Origin of the sequence: Duganella sp. P38 (assembly GCF_050859475.1) — a bacterium.
Classification (GTDB): domain Bacteria; phylum Pseudomonadota; class Gammaproteobacteria; order Burkholderiales; family Burkholderiaceae_D; genus Rugamonas.
This window is the reverse complement of the sequence record NZ_CP193936.1, coordinates 3,857,468-3,880,812: the sequence shown is the minus strand read 5'-3', so window position 1 is coordinate 3,880,812 and position 23,345 is coordinate 3,857,468. Positions and strand designations below refer to the sequence as shown.

The 23,345-nt window shown below is 66.3% G+C and carries 11 protein-coding genes and 1 pseudogene; 7 read left to right on the top strand and 5 right to left on the bottom strand.

Going from position 1 to position 23,345, the window contains the following annotated elements; translation table 11 throughout:
- Positions 1 to 117: 117 nt before the first annotated feature.
- Together ACRQ5J_RS17990 and ACRQ5J_RS17985 are read left to right on the top strand one after the other, a co-directional pair.
- Positions 118 to 786: a glutathione S-transferase family protein gene (locus ACRQ5J_RS17990; RefSeq protein ID WP_432378570.1), complete on the top strand. Its 669-nt coding sequence runs from the start codon at positions 118 to 120 to the stop codon at positions 784 to 786.
- On the top strand, positions 783 to 1,409 hold the full coding sequence (locus ACRQ5J_RS17985) for a glutathione S-transferase family protein (protein WP_432378568.1): 627 nt from the start codon (positions 783 to 785) through the stop codon (positions 1,407 to 1,409). Before ACRQ5J_RS17990 ends, ACRQ5J_RS17985 begins: the two co-directional genes overlap by 4 nt.
- Here the strand turns inward: ACRQ5J_RS17985 and ACRQ5J_RS17980 are convergent.
- The 4 genes from ACRQ5J_RS17980 to ACRQ5J_RS17965 all read right to left on the bottom strand — a co-directional run bounded on the left by ACRQ5J_RS17980 (position 1,406) and on the right by ACRQ5J_RS17965 (position 10,736).
- Complete coding sequence (locus tag ACRQ5J_RS17980) at positions 1,406 to 2,356, bottom strand: CheR family methyltransferase (protein WP_432378566.1); 951 nt, start codon at positions 2,354 to 2,356, stop codon at positions 1,406 to 1,408. The genes ACRQ5J_RS17985 and ACRQ5J_RS17980 overlap by 4 nt on opposite strands.
- A complete protein-coding gene (locus ACRQ5J_RS17975) occupies positions 2,344 to 7,233 on the bottom strand; it encodes a HAMP domain-containing protein (RefSeq protein ID WP_432378564.1) in 4,890 nt (1,629 codons plus the stop codon). The genes ACRQ5J_RS17980 and ACRQ5J_RS17975 overlap by 13 nt, the downstream gene beginning before the upstream one ends.
- 17 nt (positions 7,234 to 7,250) lie before the next feature.
- Positions 7,251 to 9,098 carry a putative bifunctional diguanylate cyclase/phosphodiesterase gene (locus ACRQ5J_RS17970; protein ID WP_432378562.1) on the bottom strand — a complete coding sequence of 616 codons (1,848 nt, stop codon included), beginning with the start codon at positions 9,096 to 9,098 and terminating at the stop codon, positions 7,251 to 7,253.
- Positions 9,099 to 9,287: 189 nt separating this feature from the next.
- Positions 9,288 to 10,736, bottom strand: a complete 1,449-nt coding sequence (locus ACRQ5J_RS17965; protein WP_432378559.1) for a CehA/McbA family metallohydrolase — start codon at positions 10,734 to 10,736, stop codon at positions 9,288 to 9,290.
- Between the two features lie 391 nt (positions 10,737 to 11,127).
- Between ACRQ5J_RS17965 and ACRQ5J_RS17960 the strand changes: the two genes are divergently transcribed.
- From ACRQ5J_RS17960 to ACRQ5J_RS17945, 4 genes and pseudogenes are all read left to right on the top strand, one after another.
- A complete protein-coding gene (locus ACRQ5J_RS17960; RefSeq protein WP_432378558.1) occupies positions 11,128 to 14,133 on the top strand; it encodes a CHASE domain-containing protein in 3,006 nt (1,001 codons plus the stop codon).
- A gap of 36 nt (positions 14,134 to 14,169) precedes the next feature.
- Positions 14,170 to 17,586: an exodeoxyribonuclease V subunit gamma gene (gene recC / locus ACRQ5J_RS17955; RefSeq protein ID WP_432378557.1), complete on the top strand. Its 3,417-nt coding sequence runs from the start codon at positions 14,170 to 14,172 to the stop codon at positions 17,584 to 17,586.
- Positions 17,583 to 21,272, top strand: coding sequence for an exodeoxyribonuclease V subunit beta (gene recB, locus ACRQ5J_RS17950; RefSeq protein ID WP_432378555.1), 3,690 nt, complete (start codon positions 17,583 to 17,585; stop codon positions 21,270 to 21,272). The genes recC and recB overlap by 4 nt, the downstream gene beginning before the upstream one ends.
- Positions 21,265 to 21,576: pseudogene (locus ACRQ5J_RS17945) on the top strand (exodeoxyribonuclease V subunit alpha); the annotation flags it as partial. The gene recB and the pseudogene ACRQ5J_RS17945, both read left to right, overlap by 8 nt.
- Here the strand turns inward: ACRQ5J_RS17945 and ACRQ5J_RS17940 are convergent.
- Positions 21,469 to 21,771 (bottom strand): hypothetical protein, encoded by a 303-nt coding sequence (locus ACRQ5J_RS17940; protein WP_432383727.1) that lies wholly within the window; start codon positions 21,769 to 21,771, stop codon positions 21,469 to 21,471. The pseudogene ACRQ5J_RS17945 and the gene ACRQ5J_RS17940 overlap by 108 nt on opposite strands.
- Here ACRQ5J_RS17940 and recD point away from each other — a divergent pair.
- A complete protein-coding gene (gene recD / locus ACRQ5J_RS17935; protein WP_432378553.1) occupies positions 21,770 to 23,227 on the top strand; it encodes an exodeoxyribonuclease V subunit alpha in 1,458 nt (485 codons plus the stop codon). The two genes, ACRQ5J_RS17940 and recD, sit on opposite strands and share 2 nt — an antisense overlap.
- Positions 23,228 to 23,345 lie beyond the last annotated feature (118 nt).

Below are 23,345 nucleotides of genomic sequence, written 5' to 3'. Positions count from 1 at the left end.
TAGAAAAGAGGGTGGCCTTTTGGGCAAGCAAGCAATCTACGGCGAACCGTGGGCGCTGTCAAATCCCAAATAGGATTATGATCTGGCCACGCCCACATTCAAGGAAAAGGCAGAGACATGATCGATTTATACACGGCCGCCACACCCAACGGCCACAAGGTTTCCATCATGCTGGAGGAGCTGGAGCTGGTTTATACGCTGCACGCGCTGGACTTGCAGGCCGGCGAGCAGAAACAGCCCTGGTTTGTGGCGATCAATCCGAATGGCCGCATTCCGGCCATTGTCGACCGGTCTGAGGACAACTTTGCGGTGTTCGAGTCCGGCGCCATCCTGATCTACCTGGCCGAGAAAACCGGCGAGTTGATGCCGTCCGATGCCAAGGGCCGTTCGCGGGTGCTGCAATGGCTGATGTTCCAGATGGGCGGCATCGGGCCGATGATGGGACAGGCCAATGTGTTCCACCGCTACTTCCCGGAGAAGATCCAGCCCGCCATCGACCGCTATCAGGGCGAGAGCAAGCGCCTGTTCCGCGTGCTGGACGCGCACCTGGCCGATAACGAGTACCTGGCCGGCGACTATTCGATCGCCGACATCGCCAACTGGGCGTGGGTGCATACGCACGACTGGTCCGGCGTGACGGTGGACGACCTGCCGCATGTGCAGCGCTGGCTGGCGGCGATAGCGGTGCGGCCGGCGGTGCAACGCGGGATCATTCTGCCGCCGCGCGCCGGGCGTACCGATCCCTCCACCGTGCGCACGATGCTGGAAACGGGGCAGTCGCGATGAAGCTCTATACCTCCGAGCGCGCGCCCAATCCGCGCCGTGTTGCCATGTTCATCGCCGAAAAGGGCATCGAAGGCATCGGGCAGGTGCAGGTTGACCTTGGCGCCGGCCAGCACCGCAGCGCCGAATACCTGGCGCGCAATCCCTTTGGCCGCGTGCCGGCGCTGGAGCTGGACGATGGCCGCATCCTGTGCGAAACGCGCGCCATCTGTTCGTGGCTGGAGGGCCATGCGCCGGAGCCCAACCTGATGGGCGAGGGCTACGACGAACGCGCTTTCATCGAAATGACCGATCGCCGCGTGGAGCTGCACCTGTTCCTTGGCATTGCCAACTCCGTGCGCCATACGCATCCGGGCCTGGCGGCGCTGGAGCAGCCGCAGTTCCCCGACTACGGCGCGGCGCAGGGCGAGAAGATGCGCGATACGGCGCGCTGGCTGGACCAGGTGCTGGCGGCGCAGCCTTTCGTCGCCGGCCAGCGGTTTACGATTGCCGACATCACGGCTTTTTGCGCGCTGGAGTTTGCGCGTGGCTTGATGCGCTTCCGGCCGGGGCAGGAAGGCATGCCGCATCTGCAGGCCTGGCGCGACCGCATCGCCGCGCGGCCCAGCGCTTCGGCGCTCGGTTAGGCGATGCGCTTGTACCAGGCCTGGTGCGGCAGGATGGGTTTATAGGCGCGGGCCAGCGGATCGTGGGCGTCCAGTTCGCGGTCCAGAGCCAGCACGCCGAATGGCGCCAGGCTGTCGTTGAACAGTTGTTGCACCCGCTGGCGCAGCGCGGTGCCGAAGTCGGGCAGGGCGCGCTGGCCGAGGATCATGTGGAATTCGTTGAATGAAGCGTCGGTCACCAGGTTGTATTGTGCCCAGGTGATGCGGCTGGCCAGTTGCGGCTTGAGCGTCGCGCGCTGGCCGTCCGCGCTGACCTGAAAGTAGTCTGCCAGCTTGCCGGCGCCGCCGCTGCGAACGTAGTTCAGCTGCAGCTCGCTGAGCTGCGACATCGGCAGGCTGGCCTGGCGGATGTCGGCCAGCGTGGCGTCGTTGTTGACGGTCGCGTAGATTTCGGTGCGCGACGCCAGTTGTTCCTGGTCGAGCAGGATGGCCAGCGTCCAGGCCTGCTGCGCGCCGGCGCAGTCGGCCAGCCAGACGCGCGGCAGGGCGACGCCGTGCAGGCTGGCGCCCAGCGAAAGGCGCAGCATCGAGGCTTCCAGCGCGTCGTCGAACATGTGCGCCGGCGCCACGTGCAGGGCGCGCAACAATGCGTTGCAGGCCTCCTCGTTGTGCAGGATGTGCGATTGCAGCGCGGAGATGGTGAGCAGCCCGCATTGCGCGCGCAGGGTGCGGACCTTGCGCATGACGACGGCGCGCTGATAGCCGCGGAAGTCGTAGCCGTGGCATTGGAACAGCGCTTCCAGCAGCAGCTCCAGTTCCAGTTCCTCGACCTTGTCGGAGGATGCCGGAGGCAGCGGGGCGCCGCCGGCCACGGTCCGCGGCGCGCCGGGTGGCGGCGCGGCCGGCATGACGCCGGGCCGCAGGGCTGCCTTGAGGGATGCGAACAGCGATGGCATCAGTGCAGCCACACGCGCATCAGCGACAGCAGCTGCGCCACGTCCACCGGCTTGGTGATGTAGTCCGAGGCGCCGGCGGCGATGCACTTGTCACGGTCGCCCTTCATGGCTTTCGCCGTCAGCGTGATAATCGGCAGCGACTTGAATTTGGGGATGCGGCGGATCGCGCGCATCGTGTCGTAGCCGTCCATCTCCGGCATCATGATGTCCATCAGGACGATTTCGATGGACGGATCGCGCTCCAGCACCTCGATGCCATCGCGCCCGTTCTCCGCGAACGACACATGCATCTGCTGCCGCTCCAGCAGCGACGACAGCGCGAAGATGTTGCGCAAGTCATCGTCGACGATCAGCACCTTGCGTCCCGCCAGGCCGCCTTCGGCCGCATGGATTTCCTCCAGCATGCGCCGCTGCGCCTCCGGCAGGCTGGCCTGCGAGCGATGCAGGAACAGCGCCGTCTCGTCCAGCAGCCGCTCGGGCGAACGCGCGTCCTTGATGACGATGGTCTTGGCGTAGCGCTTCAGCTTTGCCACCTCCTTGCGGTCCAGGTCCTTGGCGGTGTTGATGACCACCGGCAGGTCGCGCAGGGACTCGTCCTTGCCGATGATGTCCAGCAGGTCGAAGCCGCTGATGTCGGGCAGCGTCAAGTCCAGCACCATGCAGTCGAAGCGCTGCTCGCGCAGGGCGTTCAGCGCCGCCTGGCCGGTATCGACCGCTACAATATGAATATCCGCATCGCCGATCAGCGCAATGATCGACTCGCGCTGCGCCGCCTCGTCGTCCACCACCAGCAGGCTGCGCTTCCCGCCCAGCAGGAACTTCTGAATGCGCGCAAACTCCTCCTGCAAGTCCTCCTTGCTGACCGGCTTATTCAGATAGGAGATGGCGCCCAGCCGTAGCGCGCGTTCGCGCTCGCGCAGCGACGACATCACATGCACCGGAATATGCCGCGTGCTCGGATCGCGTTTCAGGCGGTCCAGCACCGTGAAGCCGTCGATGTCCGGCAGGTCGAGGTCCAGCAGAATGGCCGACGGCAGGTAATCACGGGCCAGGCTCAATGCCGAATCGCCCTGCATGGTGACGATGCCCTTGAAGTTCTTTTCGCGCGCAAAACCCAGCACCACCTGCGAGAAGCGCTCGTCGTCCTCGATGATCAGCACCGAAGGATCGCCGGGCGCCACCAGCCCGCGGTCGTCGCTGCCGCTAAATTCGTCCAGTTCCGCTTCGAGCTCGCCGCCATGCTCCGCCGGCGCCACCTCGGCGTGCGCCGGCGGCGTGTACACCACCTGCGGCGAAGGCAGCGGCAGGCGCACCTGCGGCGCACGGACCGTGTCGAAGTTGATAAAGCCGGCGCGGTTATACGGCAGGAACAGCGTGAAGGTCGAGCCGTTGCCGACCACCGACTCGACACGGATCTCGCCGCCCAGCAGGCGCGCCAGCTCGCGCGAGATCGACAGGCCCAGGCCCGTGCCGCCGTATTTGCGCGCGGTGGAGCCGTCGGCCTGCTGGAACGCTTCGAAGATCAGTTGCAGCTTGTCCGAGGCGATGCCGACGCCGGTATCGCTGACCGCAAACGACAGCACCGCGTCCGCATGCAGCAGGTTGGGGTGGTCGCTGGTGAAGCCGCTGCTGACCAGGCTGATGACCAGCGACACCTGGCCGTGCGTGGTGAACTTGAAGGCGTTCGACAGCAGGTTTTTCAGCACCTGCTGCAAGCGCGTGGTGTCGGTCATCATGGCCGTCGGCAGGTTGTCCTTCAGTTCGACCGAGAAGCCCAGGTGCTTGGCCTCGGCCATGTGGCGGAAGGTGCGGTCGACGTAGTTGCGCAGGTTCTGGAAGCGGTACTCCGAGACGTCCAGCGTGACGGTGCCGGATTCGATCTTCGACAGGTCCAGAATATCGTTGATCAGCGTCAGAAGGTCGGAGCCGGAGCCGTGGATGGTCTTGGCGAATTCCACCTGCTTGCCGGACAGGTTGCCGTCCGGGTTGTCGCCCAGCTGCTGCGCCAGGATCAGCAGGGAGTTCAACGGCGTGCGCAGCTCGTGCGACATATTGGCCAGGAACTCGGACTTGTACTTGGACGACAGCGCCAGCTGCGTGGCTTTCTCCTCCAGCGCCAGCTTGGCCTGCTCGACCTCGCGGTTCTTGCGTTCGACCTCGATATTCTGCTCGGACAGCAGGCGCGCCTTCTCCGCCAGCTCCTGGTTGGTCTGTTGCAGTTCCTGCGCCAGCGACTGCGACTGCGTCAGCAGCGATTCGGTACGGCTGTTCGCCTCGATGGTGTTCAGCACCACGCCGATCGATTCCATCAGCTGGTCGAGGAAGGACAGGTGCGTCTCGGTGAAGCGGTCCAGCGAGGCGATCTCGATCACCGCCTTCACCTGCTGCTCGAACAGGATCGGCAGCACCACGATATTGGTGGGCGGCGCGGCGCCCAGGCCGGACGAAACGACGATGTAGTCGCGCGGCACATCGGTCAGCCAGATGCGCACCTTCTCCAGCGCGCACTGGCCCACCAGGCCCTCGCCGGGCAGGAAGGAGGTCGGCAGCTTGCGGCTGGAACGGTAGCCGTAGCTGGCGATCATGCGCAGGCGCGCGTCGCTGTCGCCGGAGTCCATCATGTAGAACACGCCGTGGTGCGCCGACACCAGCGGCGCCAGCTCGGACAGAATCAGCTTGGTCACCGCTTGCAGGTCGCGCTGGCCTTGCAGCAGGCGGGTGAAGCGGGCCAGGTTGGTCTTCAGCCAGTCCTGCTGGGCATTCTTCAGCGTGGTGTCCTTCAGGTTGCGGATCATCTCATTGATGTTGTCCTTCAGGTAGGACACCTCGCCGCGCGCCTCCACCTGAATCGAGCGTGACAAGTCGCCGCGCGTCACCGCGGTCGCCACCTCGGCGATCGCGCGCACCTGGTTGGTCAGGTTTGCCGCCAGCTGGTTGACGTTTTCGGTCAGGTCCTTCCATGTGCCGGCGACGCCGGACACATTGGCCTGGCCGCCCAGCTTGCCCTCGGTGCCCACCTCGCGCGCCACCCGCGTTACCTCGGAGGCGAACGAGGACAGCTGGTCCACCATCACGTTGATGGTGTCTTTCAGTTCCAGAATCTCGCCCTTGACGTCCACCGTGATTTTCTTCGACAGGTCGCCACGCGCGACGGCGGTGGTCACCGCCGCGATGTTGCGCACTTGGCCGGTCAGGTTGGACGCCATGAAGTTCACGTTGTCGGTCAGGTCCTTCCACGTGCCGCCGACGCCCGGCACATAGGCCTGGCCGCCCAGCTTGCCCTCGGTGCCCACCTCGCGCGCCACGCGCGTCACCTCGGAGGCGAAGGAGGACAGCTGGTCGACCATCACGTTGATGGTGTTTTTCAGTTCCAGAATCTCGCCTTTCACGTCCACCGTGATTTTCTTCGACAGGTCGCCGTTGGCCACGGCGGTGGTGACGTCGGCGATGTTACGCACCTGGCCCGTCAGGTTGCCCGCCATGGAGTTCACGCCGTCGGTCAGGTCTTTCCAGGTGCCGGCGACGCCGGGCACGTTGGCCTGGCCGCCCAGCTTGCCCTCGGTGCCGACCTCGCGCGCCACGCGCGTCACTTCCGAGGCGAAGGAGTTCAGCTGGTCGACCATCACGTTGATGGTGTTTTTCAGTTCCAGGATCTCGCCCTTCACGTCCACCGTGATTTTCTTGGATAAGTCGCCGTTGGCCACGGCGGTCGTCACGTCGGCGATGTTACGCACCTGGCCCGTCAGGTTGCCCGCCATCGAGTTGACCGAATCGGTCAAGTCCTTCCAGGTGCCGGCCACGCCCTTCACCTGCGCCTGGCCGCCCAGCTTACCTTCCGTGCCGACCTCGCGCGCCACGCGCGTCACCTCGGAGGCGAAGGAGGACAGCTGGTCGACCATCACGTTGATGGTGTTCTTCAGCTCCAGGATCTCGCCTTTGACGTCCACCGTGATCTTCTTGGACAGGTCGCCGTTGGCCACGGCGGTGGTCACCGCCGCGATGTTGCGCACCTGGCCGGTCAGGTTGGACGCCATGAAGTTCACGTTGTCGGTCAGGTCCTTCCACGTGCCGCCGACGCCCGGCACATAGGCCTGGCCGCCCAGCTTGCCCTCGGTGCCCACTTCGCGCGCCACCCGCGTTACCTCCGAGGCGAAGGAGCGCAACTGGTCCACCATCACGTTGATGGTGTCTTTCAATTGCAGAATCTCGCCGCGCACGTCCACCGTGATTTTCTTCGACAAGTCGCCGTTGGCCACGGCGGTGGTCACTTCGGCGATGTTACGCACCTGCGACGTCAGGTTGCCGGCCATCGAGTTGACCGAGTCGGTCAAGTCCTTCCAGGTGCCGGCCACGCCTTTCACCTGCGCCTGGCCGCCCAGCTTGCCCTCGGTGCCGACCTCGCGCGCCACCCGCGTTACCTCGGACGAGAAGGACGACAACTGCTCCACCATGGTGTTGGCGGTCATCGCCGCGCGCAGGTACTGGCCCTTCAGCGGGTGGCCGTCCACTTCCAGCGCCATCGTTTGCGACAGGTCGCCTTTTGCCACCGCGCCGATCACGCGCGCCATTTCGGTGGTCGGGCGCACCAGGTCGTCGATCAGCGTATTGACGGAGCTGAGGATGGTGGCCCAGCCGCCGGTGGTGTTGGCCATCTCGGCGCGCTGCGTCAAGCGGCCCTCGCGGCCCACCACGCGGCTGACCTCCGTGACTTCGCGCACCATGCGCGCCTTGGTGTCGATGATGTCGTTGACGGTATCGGCGATCTTGCCGGCCATGCCGATCCAGTCGGAAGGCATGCGCACTGAAAAGTCTCCTTTTTTCAGCGCCATCAGAGTCGACAGCAGAATCTTCGCATCCAGCTGTTCGCCCATGTCGGTCATATTATTCATGTCTTGTTCCTCGTTGCTCAGGAGGGTAGGTAGGTTAGGTTGCGGGTTTGTTCGAGTAGTTCGGCGGCCGGCAGCGGCGGATAAAACAGGTCGCCCTGGCAGATGTGGCATCCCAGTTGGCGCAGCACTTCCAGTTGCAGGCGCGTGTCCACGCCCAGCGCAACCGCGCGCATCGACAGGGCCTTGGCCAGGTGCACCACGGCGGCAACGACGTCGGTGCCGCCTTCGTCATTGCCGATGCCGTGCACGAAGCCGCGGTCGATTTTGAGCGCGTTGAGCTGCCAGCGCTTGCAGGCGGCCAGCGACGAGCGCGCGCTGCCGAAATCGTCCAGCGCCAGGCGCACGCCGGCGCTTTGCAGGTGCGTCAGCAGCTGCGCCAGCGGATCGGAAGGCCCCAGCAGCAGCTTCTCATTGAGTTCGATGCCGATGCTGCATGGCGCCAGCCCATGCTTGCGCATCGCCGCCAGCAGCAGTTGCAGCAGGTCTGCATGCAGCTGCGGCGTGGCCAGGTTGATCCACATGCACAGCGGCTTGCCCGGCAGCGAGCCGCACAGGCTTTGCCACAGCGAGGCCTGGGCGCAGCTCTGCGCAATCACCCAGGCGTCGACCTGGTCCAGCAGCGTGCGGTCGTGCACCTGCGGCAGAAATTCGGCCGCCGTCAGCAGGCCGTGGGTCGGGTGACGCCAGTGCGGCAGCGCCTCGGCGCCGATCACGCGGCCGCTTTGCAGGTCGACCTGCGGCTGGTAGCGCAGTTCCAGCTGTCCGGCGGCCAGCGCCTTGCGCAGTTCCAGCGTCCAGCGTTCGCGTTCGCGTTCGCGCACGTTCAGCTCTTCGTGGAAGAACTGCACCGGCGAGGCGTCGTTCTGCTTGGCGTGGTACATCGCGGTATCGGCGTTCTTCATCAGCGCCTGCGCGTTGGCCCCGTCTTCGGGATAGAGCGCGATGCCGATGCTGGCGGCGGTTTTCAGCCGCTGGCCGCCGATGTCGAACGGCAGGGCGCAGGCCATCTCGATCTTGCGCCCCACGCGCGCGGCGTTGGCCGAGGCCGACTGGCCTTCAATCAGGATGACGAATTCATCGCCGCCCAGCCGCGCGACGATATCGGCCACCCGCACCGCCGCGCTCAGGCGCGCCGCCACCTGGCGCAGCAGCTCGTCGCCGGCTTCATGGCCGTAACTGTCGTTGATGCCCTTGAATTTATCCAGGTCGAGAAACAGCAGCGCGAAGCCGACGCCGCTGCGGTCGGCGCTGGCCACCGCATGCTCCAGCTGCTGCATCAGCGCGCGGCGGTTCAGCAGGCTGGTGAGCGCGTCGCGGGTGGACAAATCGTGGGCGCGCTGTTCCGCGTGCTTGCGTTCCTTGATTTCCTGTTCCAGTTCGGCGTTGATGCGTTCCAGGTCCTGCAGCCGCTGCACGCGCAGGTCCTGGTTGAGCCGCGCCAGTTCCTCGCTCTTGATGCGCAGTTGCAGCGTCCGCGCCGCCAGCTCGACGAAGACCGCCACCTTGGCTTGCAAAATCTGCGGGATCACCGGCGTGAACAGATAGTCCGCCGCGCCGTTCTGGTAGCCCTTGAGGCGGTTCAGTTCGTCCGCGTAGTGGGCGGTGATAAAGATGATCGGCGTGCCGGCCGAGCGCGGGTGCGAGTGAATGGCTTCGGCCGTTTCGAAGCCGTCCATGCCGGGCATGCTGACGTCGAGCAGGATCACCGCGAATTCGTGCAGCAAGACCTGGCGCAGCGCTTCCTTGCCTGAGGTGGCGGTGAACAGTTCATAGAGCTGCTGGTCGACGGCCTCCAGCAGCAAGCTTTCCAGCGCATACATGCTGGCCTGGTCGTCGTTGACGAGGAGAACTTTCGGGATCTGCACGGCGGCTGTCGGGTAGCGGATTGGAAGGTAAAAGATACTCTTGTGTAGTTGGGAGTCAAGCAAAATTGTGCGCTGCCGCACGATCAGGTGCAGCGACTATTTTATCGTTTTAATAACTTGGATTCCAGTATTTCTAGCAAGAAAAATATTATCGGAATTAAATTTTCCGCTGCGCACGATTGCATGGATTCAGCGCGCCTGTTGCGATACCCAGATCGGCGCGCTCCAGATAATTTTGCCGTCGTCTTGTGTAACTCTGGCGTAATAGAAATGTTCTCCCGGCAAGGGTGTCAGCGTGTGCCGGGTTTTGCTGCTGACGGCGCTGACTTTTCCATTGCGCCCGGGCACGCCGTGGAAGAAGGCGACTGCCGCCGCGCCGCGCCCATCGCCGCTGGTGTAGTGCATTTGCAAGGTCAGCTTGCCGCTGTTGCGGATGCGCTCGCCCATCATCTTGCCGTTGGCGGTGAAGATCAGTTGCGCATGCTTGTCCATCGTGGCGTAGACGCGACGGGCTTGCAGCGCCGCCATCAGGTTGTCTGCGGTGAGTGCCGTGTTGCGCGGCAATAACACGGCCGTGCGGTTGGAATACGCCGCGCCCCAGTTGGCGCAGTGATTGTCCTGATTGCTGCTGAAGGCGACGTGGTAGCCGGCTTCCAGCAGCGCGTTGCAGCTGGATTCGAAATTGCTGCGGCGAGTTTCGCTTTCACTGGTGTTGGTGGAGTAGGCGCTGGTGTTCATCACCTCGCACAGCAGCATGGCGCGGTCGCCTTGGGTGCTCCATGCCAGCGGTTTGCCGGCGATGCTGAACTGGTCTTTGGCCGGGTGGTTGAACTGGCCAAGCCAGCCGCGCTCGCTCATCATCCGGTAGAGGGCGGCGTAGTCGTTTTTCGGCGTTTCGGCGCCGGCCAGCAGCTCGCCTTGCGCGTTGCGCTCCCAGCCGAGCAGGGCGCCGGCGTTCAGAATGTTGATGTGCCCGCCATTGGCGATGGTGCCCCATTCCTGGCCGTACAGGGCCAGTAGCTTGTTCTGTGCGGCGTTCCACCGTGCCGCCTGCTCCAGCCCTTCCATGTAGAGCGCGCGGGCGGCGCTGGGATCGGCATCCGCAGCGGTGCGGTCCGAGCCGTCGTACATATGGTTGTGCTCGGATGTCATCAGGAAATCGAGGCCGTGGCGCTGGGCGTATTGGTAAGCGTCGGTGGGGCCGAAGGCGCCGGACTGCGGGTTTTGCGCGCCGTGGCATTGCTCCAGCGCGCCGCCGCCGTCGCTGTGGTTGGTCTGGCTGTGCAGGTTGCCAAGGTAGACGTCGTAGCCGGCCGCTTCCGCCGCGCCAGGTTGGGCAGGCGCCGGCTGCCGCGCCAGCGTTGCGGGCCTGCGGGAGGCGACGGGCGCTGTGGGCGCCGTGACAGGGCCGACCGCCACCGGCCAGCTTTGCTCGGCTCGCGTGCCATCGTCCAGCCGCGCGCTTAACTTCATCCTGTAAATGCCGTTCGGCACTTTCGCCCGCCAGCGCACCTCCACCTCCGTCTCGCCGCCGGCGAGCAGCCGCTCGCCGCGCCAGCTGCGCACCACCGTGTCATCGTGTCGCGGCAGCAGGTCGAGCCGCCAGCGCAGCCGGTGGGGGCCGCCGGGCGGCGGCAAAACCGCAGGAGCGCCACCCGCGGCCCGCGGTCGTCGGCGTGGAACGGCAGCGCCAGCGTGGCCTCGAATTCATCATGTCCGGCAATGGCATGAGGCGAACTCATCATGGTCAACGCGACCCCGAATGTCGTCAAAAATACGCGCATGATCGCCTCCATGAGACAGCCTCATCACTTAGAGCGATCCTTACTGTATAAGGTTCCGTTGAAAATTCAATCCCCGCACGATTAATTCTCACCAATTGTTTCTCTGGTTCCCGCGTGGCATTGATAGTATGCTGCTGTGATGCAAAATATTTCCGCTATTAAAGTGATGATGCATGCTTAAATCGGCTAACAGCAGACAGGGAAGACGGGGACCGCGCCTGATGTTCTGGGGCGTGGGATGCCTGTTGGCCAGCGGCGTTGGCGCACTGCTCTACAGCGCCGCGCTGCGCACCGTCGACGAGGACGCGCAACAACGGTTTGAAAACCTGGCGCGCAGCACGCAGTACAGCATTGCCGCGCGCATCAAATCCTATTCGGACCTGACGCGCGGCGTGGCGGCGCTGTTCCAGACCACCGACCACGTCACCCGCCAGCAGTTCCACCAGTACGTTGCCAGCCTCGATATTGCGCAGCACTTCCCGGCCATCGAAGCGCTGAACTGGGCGCCGTCGGTGAGCGACTCCGGCCGCGACGCTTTCGTCGCCGGCGTGCGCGCCGAAGGCCATCCTGGCTTCGACATCACGCCGCCGGGGCGCCGGCCCGAGTACACGGTGCTGACCTACCTGGAGCCGATGGTGGCGGAGCGCCATGGCGTCGACCTGGCCGCGACGCCGGCCATCGCCCGCATGCTGGAGCTGTCGCGCGACACCGGCGGCGTCGCCGCCTCCGGCCAGCCGATCGTGGTCCAGCATCCGGCGCCGCATTATGGACTTGGCGTGCGGCTGCCGGTGTACCGCCGCGGCATGCCGTTGACGACGGTGGCCGAACGGCGCGCCGCCTATCTCGGTTCGGTGGGCGCGGGCTTCAGCGTTCCCAAGCTGATCCAGGTCGCCATCGACGAGATGCGGGTGCGGCAAATGCACCTGCAGCTCTACGCCGATGGCAGCGCCAGCGTCGATCAGCGCCGCCTGGTCATCGAGAGCACCGACCGGCTGCTGTTCAATGACGCCGGCGCCATGACCGCGACGCCGCTGCCCAACCAGCGGCCGGACGATCTACAGACCGTGCTGCCGATCGATTTCCACGGCAATCTGTGGAAGGCGCAGTTCCAAGTCCACCGCGACGTGTTGCTGACGCCTTTCGACCTGTATTTCCCGTGGCTGGCCGCGCTGACCGGCTTTGCCGGCACGCTGCTGCTGTACAGCTATGTCTTCGTGCTGTACGCGTCGCGCCGGCGCGCCATCAAGCAGGGCGTGCTGCTCGATACGGTGCTGAACAACATCGACGCCCAGGTCTACATGAAGGACCAGAACCGCCGCTTCCGCTACGTCAACGCCCGCATGGCCGAATGCATGGGCCGTCCGGTGGAGGAGATCATCGGCAAGCTGGATCGGGAGCTGATGCCGGCCGCCGAAGCCGATGCCGCCTGGGCGCAGGAACGCCCGGTGTTTGCCGATGGCCTCAAGCGCACCGGCGAAACACAGTTCGTCGGCAGCGACGGCGCGGTGCAGCACCTGTGGACCGTCAAGGTGCCGGTGGAACTGGGACGCTCGGTCAACGCGGTGATCGGCCTGGCGACCGATGTGACGGCGCTGCACAAGCTGAAGGACGAAGCCGATGCGGCCAACCAGGCGAAGAGCGATTTCCTGTCCAATATGAGCCACGAGATCCGCACGCCGATGAACTCCATTATCGGCATGGCGCACCTGGCGCTGAAATCGGTCACGCATCCGAAGCAGCGCGACTATTTGCAGAAGATTTATCACTCCGGCCAGCACCTGCTGGGCATCATCAACGACATCCTCGACTTCTCCAAGATCGAAGCCGGCAAGATGGACCTGGAGGTGCTGGACTTCACGCTCGATGCGCTGCTGGCGAACATCTCCAGCCAACTGGGTGAAAGCGCGCAGGCGCGCGGGCTGGAACTGGTGTATGAAATCTGGCCGGGCCTGTCGCACCAGCTGCGCGGCGATCCGCTGCGGCTGGAGCAGGTGCTGCTGAATTTCGTCAGCAATGCGATCAAGTTCTCCGATAACGGCAAGATCATCGTCCGCGCGCGGCCGGTGGAGGAGCGCGACAGCTACATCATGGTGCGGTTCGAGGTCATCGATTATGGCATCGGCATGACCGGCGAGCAGGTGGCGCAGCTGTTCCAGTCCTTCCATCAGGCGGACACCTCGACCACCCGGCGCTACGGCGGCACCGGCCTGGGGCTGGTGATCAGCAAGCAGCTGGCGGAACTGATGGGCGGCGGCGTTGGCGTCGACAGCAAGCCGGGCGAGGGCAGCACCTTCTGGTTCACGGCGCGCCTGGCCAAGGGCGTGTCCCTGCTGGCGCCGAGCGACGAGGCGGTGCAGCCCGAGGTGCTCGACAGCATACGCGGCGCCTCGATCCTGCTGGTGGAGGACAATATCTTCAGCCAGCAGGTCGGGCAGGAGCTGCTGGAGGACGCCGGCGCCACCGTCTGCGTCGCCAACAACGGCAAGGAAGCCATCGACCTGCTGCTCAAGGAGCACTTCGATGGCGTGCTGATGGACGTGCAGATGCCGGTGATGGACGGCTACGAGGCCACGCGCCTGATCCGCGCCCATCCGAAACTGGCCGCCACGCTGATCATCGCCATGACCGCCAACGCCGGGCGCGGCGACCAGCAGCGCTGCCTCGACGCCGGCATGGACGAATTTGTCACCAAGCCGATCGCGCCCAAGCAGCTGTTCAACATGCTGTCGAAGTGGATGAATCAGCGGGCCAGGGCGGCCAGCCAGCTGGCGCGCCAGCCCGTGCCGCCGCCGCCTTCCTACTTCTCGGCGCCCGAAGCATTGGCGGTGCTGCCGTCGCCGCCCGTATTCCCGCTGCGCCAGCCGCCGGTCGCCGCCCCCGCGCCGGAACCGGCGGCGCCGGCTGCGCTGTTCGATGTCGAGGCGCTGGCGCAGACGTTTGGCGGCAAGGCCGACAAGATGCGCAAATACGCGCTGCTGTTCCTGACTTCCGCGCGCGGCGCGCTGGCCGAAATGGATGAGGCGGTGGCGCTGGAAGACCTGGCCCATCTGGCGGAGCTGGGCCACCGCACCAAATCCGCCGCGCGCGCCGTCGGCGCCATGCAGTTCGGGGAGTTGTGCTATGCCCTCGAACAGGTGCGCGGCGACGCCGACGCCGGCAACGCCCGGCGTCTGATCGAGCAGCTGCATGCGATGCTCGCTGTGCTGGATCAACTGATGGAACAGGAACTGCTGGCATACGACCCAAGCTAGAGCGATAATACGGTTTCGATCATAACAAACAGCTCTATGCACCCTGGCATCACTCCCGGCCTGCTGATCTTGCACGGCAATCAGATGGAACAGTTGCGCGCCGCCGTCTTCCAATGGCTGCGCAACCACCCGCTCGGGGCGCTGCAGCCGGAAATCTTCCTGGTGCAGTCGAACGGCGTGGCCGAATGGCTGAAGATCGCGCTGGCCGAGGAAATCGGCATCTGCGCCGCCTCGCGCGTGGCGCTGCCGGCCCGCTTCCTGTGGGACGCCTATCGCGGCATGCTGGGGCGCGAGCGCGTGCCGCCCATCTCCGCCTTCGACAAGGGGCCGCTGACCTGGCGCCTGATGCGGTTGCTGCCCACCTTGCTGGCCGATCCGGTGTTCGCGCCGCTGCGCCACTTCCTTGCCGATGGCGAGGCGGAGCGCCGGCTGCAACTGGCCGAGCGCCTGGCCGATTTGTTCGACCAATACCAGGTTTATCGCGCCGACTGGCTGGACGACTGGGCCGCCGGCCGCGACCAGTTGCGCAACGCCCGCGGCGACGTCACGCCGCTGCCGGACGAGCAGCGCTGGCAAGGCCAGTTGTGGCGGGCCGTCATGGCCGACGTTGCGCCGCACGAGCGCGAGCTGGGCCGCGCCACCGTACACACCGAATTCGTGCGCGCCAGCGCCGCCGGCGAGGAGCCGATGGGCCGCCTGCCGCGCCGCGTGGTGATCTTCGGCGTCTCGGCGCTGCCGTTCCAGACCTTGCAGGCGCTGGCCTCCATCGCCCGCTACACGCAGGTGCTGCTGGCCGTGCCGAATCCCTGCCAGTACTACTGGGGCGACATCATCGAGGGCCGCGACCTGCTGCGCAGCGCCCACCGCCGCCAGCAGCTGCGCAATGGCCAGGACCTGGGACAAATCCCGCTGGAAGAATTGCACGCCCACAGCCACCCGCTGCTGGCCAGCTGGGGGCGGCAAGGCCGCGACTTCGTGCGCATGCTGGATGAATTCGACGAGGCCGCGCAAGCCCATGCGGCCGAACACGACGACGTGGCGCCGCTGCGGGTCGACCTGTTCAGCGAAGGCGAGGGCGATACCTTGCTGACGCAGGTGCAGGCGGCGGTGCGCGAGCTGTTGCCGCTGTCCGAGCATCCACAGGCGCCGCCGGCGGAGCACGACCGTTCCATCGAATTCCACGTTACCCACAGCGTGCAGCGTGAGGTCGAGGTGCTGCATGACCAGCTGCTGCACATGTTCGCCGACGCCGAACGCGCCGGCCGTCCGCTGCGCCCGCGCGACGTGGTGGTGATGGTGCCGGACATCGACACCTTCTCGGCCGCCATCCACGCGGTGTTTGCGCAGCACCGCCGCAGCGACGCGCGCTACATCCCGTTCGAGATCGGCGACGTCAATGACCGCAGCGTCAACCCGCTGCTGGTGGCGCTGGAATGGCTGCTGCGATTGCCGCAGCAGCGCTGCCGTCAAAGCGAGGTGCGCGACCTGCTGGACGTGCCCGCGCTGGCCGGCCGCTTCGGCCTGCACGAGGAAGACCTGCCAACGCTGGGCCTGTGGATCGAAGGCTCGGGCGTGCGCTGGGGACTGGACCAGCAGCACCGCAGCGGCCTCGGTCTCGGACCGGCCGGCGAACAGAATGCCTGGATCTTCGGCGTGCGGCGCATGCTGCTCGGTTACGCCAGCGGTGACGCCGGCAGCTACGCCGGCATCGAGCCCTATGCCGAAGTCGGCGGGCTCGATGCCGCGCTGGCCGGCTCGCTGGCGCAACTGGTCGAGGCGCTGCTGCACTGGCGCGCGGTGCTGGCCGAGTCGCGCTCGCCCGCCGAATGGGGCGTGCAGGCGCGCGCGCTGCTGGCGGCCTTCTTCAAGGCCACGGAAGAAGGCGACCGCCTCACGCTCGCCCAGCTGGACGACGCCCTGAACAACTGGCTGGACACCTGCGAAGGCGCCGGCTACGAAGAAGCCGTGCCGCTGGCCGTGCTGCGCGAAGCCTGGCTTGGCCTGATGGACGAGCCCACGCTGAACCACCAATTCGTCTCCGGCGGCGTCACCTTCTGCACGCTGATGCCGATGCGCGCCGTGCCGTTCCGCGTGGTGTGCCTGCTTGGCATGAATGACGGCGACTTCCCGCGCCGCGCGCCGAAGGCGGACTTCGACCTGCTGGCGCTGCCCGGCATGTCGCGCCCCGGCGACCGCTCGCGCCGCGACGACGACCGCTATCTGATGCTGGAAGCGGTGCTGGCGGCGCGCGACAAGCTGTATATCAGCTGGGTCGGGCGCAATGTGCGCGACAACAGCGAGCAGCCGCCGTCGGTGCTGGTGTCGCAGCTGCGCGATTACCTGGTCGGTGGCTGGCGGCTCGACCTGCATGCGCGCACCACCGAACATGCGCTGCAACCGTTCAGCCGCCGCTATTTCGAGGCCGGCGGCTTGCTGACCTACGCGCGCGAATGGCGCGAGGCGCATGGCGGGGAGGGCGACGCCACCGGGGCGGCCGCGCTGCCGCCGTTCGAGATCGACGACAAATTCCGTCTCAAGCTGGCCAGCCTGCACAACTTCGTGCGCCAGCCCGTGCGCTTCTTCTTCCGCCAGCGGCTCGGCGTGATGTTCGGCGAAGCGGCGCTGGTGGGCGAGGACGAGGAACCGTTTTCGCTCGACGCCTTGCAACGCTACGTGCTGGAAGACACCATGCTGGACGACGCGCAAACGCCGGAACTGATCGAAGAGGTCTACGACCAGCTGACGCAGCGCGCCGAACGCCTGGCGCGCGAAGGCAGGTTGCCGATCGGCCTGATCGGCCAGCAGTACCAGAACAAGCTGGTGGATGCGCTGGTGCCGGTGCGCTGCGCCTGGCTCACGCTGCGCCAGCATTACAGCCTGGCGGCGCCGAAGGTCGCGCTGAACCTGGAACTGGCCGGCGTGCCGCTGGACGACTGGATCGACCAGCTGCGCACCAACGGCAACGAAACCGTGTGGCTGGCGCAGATGTCGTCGCGCGTGGCGGACAAGCAGGGCAAGCCGCGCGGCGACAAATTGATCGCGGCCTGGCTGCGCCAACTGGCGATATCGGCCACCGGCATGCAGGTCACCGGCCACCTGGTGGCGCGCGACGCCATCGTCACCATGATGCCGCTTGATCCTGAACAGGCGCGGGAGGCGCTGCGCGAACTGGTGTGCCTGTGGCGCGACGGCATGAACCGCCCGCTGCCCACGGCCTGCAAGACCGCGCTGGCGCTGGTGGGCGACGGCGATCCGCGCGCGGTGTACGACGGCGGTTTCGACGCCAATGGCGAAAACCACGATCTGTGCCTGCGCCGCGTATGGCCGGACTTCTCGGCGTTGAGCGCGGAACCGGATTTCCATGACGTGTCGCGCGCCTTGTATGGTCCGCTCGCAGACTGGATGGAACAATGTATCACGGTCGCCCAGATCGAAGCCGAGGACGCGGCATGAGCAACGTAGCAAACCAACTCGCCCCTTTGACCTTTCCGCTGCACGGCTCGCGCCTGATCGAGGCCAGCGCCGGCACCGGCAAGACGTGGACCATCGCCGCGCTGTATGTGCGGTTGGTGCTGGGGCACGGCGGCGAGGACGCCTACAAGCGCCCGCTGCTGCCGGCCGATATCCTGGTGATGACCTTCACCCGCGCCGCCACGCGCGAGCTGTCCAACCGCGTGCGCGAACGGCTGGTGGAGGCGGCCGCGTACTTCCGCGAAGCGGCGCCGCACGCCAGGCCGGATGAATACCTGGACCAGATTCTCGAATCCTACCCGGACCACGCGGCCCGGCAGCAGGCCGCGCACCGCCTGCAACTGGCGGCGGAAACGATGGACGAAGCGGCCATCTTCACCATCGACGCCTGGTGCCAGCGCATGCTGCGCGAGCACGCCTTCGACAGCGGCAGCCTGTTCGACGAAGAACTGGTCAGCGACGAGCAGGCGCTGTTCGAGGACGCCGCCCACGATTACTGGCGCCAGCAGGTCTATCCGCTCAACGCCGATTCGCTGGAAGCGCTGCTGTCGTGCTGGAGCGACGTCGGCGCCTTGAAGCGCTCGATCCGTGAGCTGGCCAGGCGCGCCGACATCATCGGCGGGGCGGGCGGCGAATCGCTCGGCGTATTGATCGCCAACGTGCAGCGCGAACAGCAGGCGCAACTCGCCGGGCTGAAGGCCGGCTGGTACGAGCGCGCCAACCGCATGGAGCAGTGGATCGCGCAACTGCGCGCGGCCGATCCCAAATGCCTGAACGGGAACAAGATGCGGCCCGATTCGCTGGTGGCGTGGTTCAATGGCCTGCGCGAGTGGTCGCAAAATCCGGTCAGCTTCAAGCCCGATATCTCGGATACCGCCTGGAACCGCCTGACGACCGAAGGCGTGGAAGATGCTTTCGCCAAGAACTTCAGCACCGTGGTGCCGGAAGACTTCGAGGCCACGCTGCCGTTGAAGTTCGCGCTGGCGGAAATGGAGCCGCTGTCGCACGCGCTGTACCGCCACGCCGCCGCCTCGGTGGCCGCGCGCATGGCCGAACTGAAAAAGCGCAGCCGCCAGTTCGGCTTTGCCGACATGCTGGACCGCCTGAACGCCGCGCTGCAAGGCGAGAACGGCGCCGCGCTGCGCAAGCGCATCACCGATCAGTATCCGGTGGCGCTGGTCGACGAGTTCCAGGATACGGCGCCCAACCAGTACCAGATTTTCAATGCGCTGTACCGCGTGGCGGACAACGATCCGGAAACGGGGCTGTTCCTGATCGGCGATCCCAAGCAGTCGATCTACGGCTTCCGCGGCGCCGATATCCACAGTTACCTGGCCGCGCGCCGCGCCACCGCCGGCCGCCATTATCAGCTGGGTACCAACTACCGGTCGACCAGGCCGGTGGTGGAGGCGGTCAATCACCTGTTCCTCAACGCCGAGGGGCGCGGCGACGGCGAAGGCTTTGCCCGCGGCGCCTTCCGTTTCCGCAATCCGAAAACGCGCGAGAACCCGCTGCCGTTCGAGGCGGTTGGCGCCAAGGGCCGCAAGGAGCGCATGGTCGGCGCCAGCGGCGATGTGCCGGCACTGGTGCTGGCCTGCAGCGCCGCGCAGGACCTGAAGGCCGACAGCTACCGTGATTTCTTCGCCCACTACTGTGCCGAGGACATCGTCGCGCGTCTTAACGATGAACGCACCGGATTCCAGGGCGAGGCGTTCGAACGCCTCAAGCCGGCCGATATCGCGGTGCTGGTGCGCGACCGCAAGGAGGCGTCGGCCATCCGCCGCGCGCTGCAACGGCGCGGCGTGCCTAGCGTCTACCTGTCGGACAAGGATTCGGTGACCGACAGCGAGGAGGCGGCCGACGTGCTGCGCTGGCTGTCGGCCGTCGCCAATCCGCTCGACGGCGCGCTGGCGCGGGCGGCCTTCGCCACGCGCACCGCCGGCCTGCCGCTGGCCGAACTGGCGCGCCTGTCGTCGGACGAACTGGCGTGGGAGGAGCGCGTCGAACAACTGAAGGCGCTGCGTATCATCTGGCAGCGCCAGGGCGTGCTGGCGATGCTGCGCCGTTTCATCCACGACCTGCAACTGCCGGCGGCCTTGCTGCAACAGGTGGGCGGCGAGCGGCGCCTGACCAATCTGCTGCATCTGGCGGAACTGCTGCAATCGGCCAGCCGCCAGCTGGATGGCGAACAGGCGCTGATACGCTGGCTCGCCGAACAGATCGAAGGTGGCGAAGGCGCCGGCGACGAACGGGTGCTGCGCCTGGAGAGCGACGCGGAACTGGTGAAGGTGGTCACGGTGCACAAGTCCAAGGGGCTGGAGTATCCGCTGGTGTACCTGCCGTTTGCCGTCACCGCGCGCAAGGTGGAGCGCCGCAACCGCAGCTTCTTTGAATTCAGCGACGACGACGGCGTGCGCCAGATCGACATGGCGCTGACCGACGCCGCGCTCGATCTGGTCGAGCAGGCGCGCCTGCAGGAAGACCTGCGCCTGATGTACGTGGCGCTGACGCGCGCGCGCCATTTCCTGTGGCTGGGCGTGACGGCGCTGTCGGGGCGCAAGGCGGGCGACAACACGCTGCATGAATCCGCGCTCGGCTACCTGCTGACCGGCGGCGCGCCGCTGCCGTCTGACCTGATGCTGGAGCGCTGGCGGCATGCCTGCCAGGAGTGCGCCGACATCAGCATCGCCACGCTGGAGATGAACACGCAGCCGCCGACGCGCTTGAGCCGCGTCGAACATCGCCCGCCGCTGCTGGAGCCGCAGCACTATGCCGGTCACTTCGAGCGTGACTGGTCGGTCGGCAGTTTCAGCTCGCTGGCCCGCCGTACCGGGCCGACCGGCACCATCAGCGCCGCCGGTCCTGTGCCGCGCGACGCCGCGCAGGAAAAGCTGCTGGAAGACGGCGCGCCGCCGGCCACGCTGATGCCGCTGCGGGTCGAGGACATGCCCTGGCACCGCTTCCCGCGCGGCTCCGTGCCCGGTAACTTCCTGCACGAGCAGCTTGAGTGGATGGGGCAGGAGGGCTTTGCCATCGTCGGCCAGGAAAATTTCGAAGCGCGCCTGACGCGCCGCGTCGAGCGCGCGGGCTGGGGCAACCGCCTTGAGGACACGCTGGCCTGGCTGCGCGAGCTTGCCACCACGCCGCTGCCGCACCTGAACGCGCCCCTCAGCGCTATCGAGTCGCCGCTGCCGGAGATGGAGTTCTGGTTCCCCAGCGAGCGTCTCGGCACCAGCGCGCTGGACAAGCTGTGCGCCAGGCACCTGCTGGGCGGCGCCTCGCGGCCCGCGCTGCCGGAGCGCGAGCTGCACGGTATGCTGAAAGGTTTCTGCGACCTGGTGTTCGAGCATGAAGGGCGCTATTGGATACTCGACTACAAGTCGAACGCGCTGGGCGGCGGCGATGCGGCCTACCACGAGCCGGCGCTGGTCGCCGCGATGGCCGAGCATCGCTACGATATTCAGGGCGCGATCTATATGCTGGCGCTGCACCGGCTGCTGCAAAGCCGCCTGGGCGAGGCCTACGATCCGTCGCAGCAGTTGGGCGGCGCCATCTTCATGTTCTTGCGCGGCATAGGCAATACACAGACGCGCGGCTGCTACTGGATCGCGCCGGAACCTGAACTGCTGGACGGGCTGGATAGCCTGCTGGGTGCAAGCAATGAATGAGGAATTTTTCGCGCAAGTCGGTGCGCTGACCGAAGCCGGCCAGCTGCGCCGCCTCAGTGGCGCGTTCGCGCGCTTCATCGCCTCGCTGGGCGACAGCTCGCCGCAGCTGATGATGGCCTGCGTGCTGCTGTCCGAACTGGAAGGGCGTGGCCACAGCTGCCTGATGCTCGATGAGCTTAACGCCGATCCGGCCGCGCTATTGGGCTGGAGCGGCGACGAGTGGCGCGATCTGCGCGCGACCGTCGGCCACTGGCCGGAAACCACGGCGGCGTGGCGCGCGCTGCTGCTCGGCTGCGCGCAGGTCTGGCCGGCCCATAGCGCGGACGACCACCAGCCGCTGGTGCTGGACGGCGAGCGCCTTTACCTGCGCCGCTACTGGCAGGACGAAACGCACGTGGCCAAGGCGGTGCGCGGGCGCGCGCTGGGCGGCCTGCTGCCGCTCGATGACGAGGCGCAGACGGCGCAAATCCGCCGCTGGCTCGACGTGCTGTTCCCGCATGCCGCGCGGCGGCGGCGTCGATTGGCAGAAAGTGGCGTGCGCGGTGGCCATGCGCGGCAAGCTGGGCATCATCACCGGCGGCCCCGGCACCGGCAAGACATATACCGTGGCGCGCCTGCTGGCCTTGCTGTTCGCCACCGCCGGCGACCAGCAAGCCGGCCTGCGCGTGGCGCTGGCCGCGCCGACCGGCAAGGCGGCCGCGCGGCTGAAGCAATCGATCGATACGGCGCTGGACGAACTGGCGCACAAGGTTGGCGGCGAGTTGCCGCTGCGCGAGCTGGCCGCGCGGATGGGCGCCGCGCGCACGCTGCACAGCCTGCTCGGGGCGCGGCCGGACACGCGCGCTTTCCAGTACAACGCCGGCAATCAGCTCGATGTGGATGTGCTGATCGTCGATGAGGCGTCGATGATCCACCTGGAAATGATGTCGGCGCTGCTGGCCGCGCTGCCGGATTCTGCCACGTTGATTTTGCTCGGCGACAAGGACCAGCTGGCGTCGGTGGAGGCCGGCGCGGTGCTGGGCGACCTGTGCCACAACGCCGAGGCAGGCGACTATCTGCCGGAAACCTTGTCGTATGTGCACGCCAGCACCGGCCAGCAGATTCCCGCGCGTTTCGAAGGCCGGGGCGCGCCGATCGCCCAGCAGACGGTGATGCTGCGCGAGAGCCGGCGTTTTGGCGGGCCGATCGGTGCGCTGGCGCTGGCGGTTAATAGCGGCGACGCTGCGGCGGCGCTACGGGTGTTGCGCGAAGGGCAAGACGGCAAAGTCGCGTGGACCGATCTGGCGCAGTCGGCCGACCTGTTGCAACTGGCGCTGAACGGCCGTTCCGGCGCCAAGGGCGGCTATCGTGAGTATTTGCAATTGCTGAAAAGTCCGCCGCTGGAGCCGGATGAGATCGTACAACTTGCTTGGGTGAAATCGGTACTGCAGGCGTTTGAGCGCTTCCGCATCCTGTGCGCCGTGCGTGAAGGGGAGTGGGGCGTTGCCGGCTTGAACGAGGCAATCGAGCACAGATTGCAGACGGCCGGCCTGCTCAAGCGCAGCGGCGAATGGTATGTCGGCCGGCCGGTCATGGTCACGCGCAATGATTATGCGACCGGCGTTTTTAACGGCGATATCGGCCTGACGCTGGCCGATCCGGCGCGTGCGGGCGCGCTGCGCGTGTACTTCTCGGAAGGGGAGACGGTGCGTAGCGTGCTTGCCACCAGGTTAAGAAACGTCGAGACCGCATTTGCGATGACGGTGCATAAATCGCAGGGCTCGGAGTTCGCGCACACTGCCATGGTGTTGCCCAAAGATGGCGGCGGCATGCTGGCGCGGGAGTTGATTTACACCGGCATTACCCGTGCGCGTGACTACTTTACGTTACTTACGCCGAATGGGCAGGTGTTGCTCGATGCCATCGGTCAACGTACCCAGCGGGCGAGCGGCTTGCGCACGCTGCTGAGTAATTAAGCCAGGCTTTGGCGCGTTGATGCCGGATTCCGGCATGCACCGTCGTTCCCGCGCAGGCGGGAACCTATACGGAGCTTGCCAGACCACCGCCGTATGGGTTCCCGCCTGCGCGGGAACG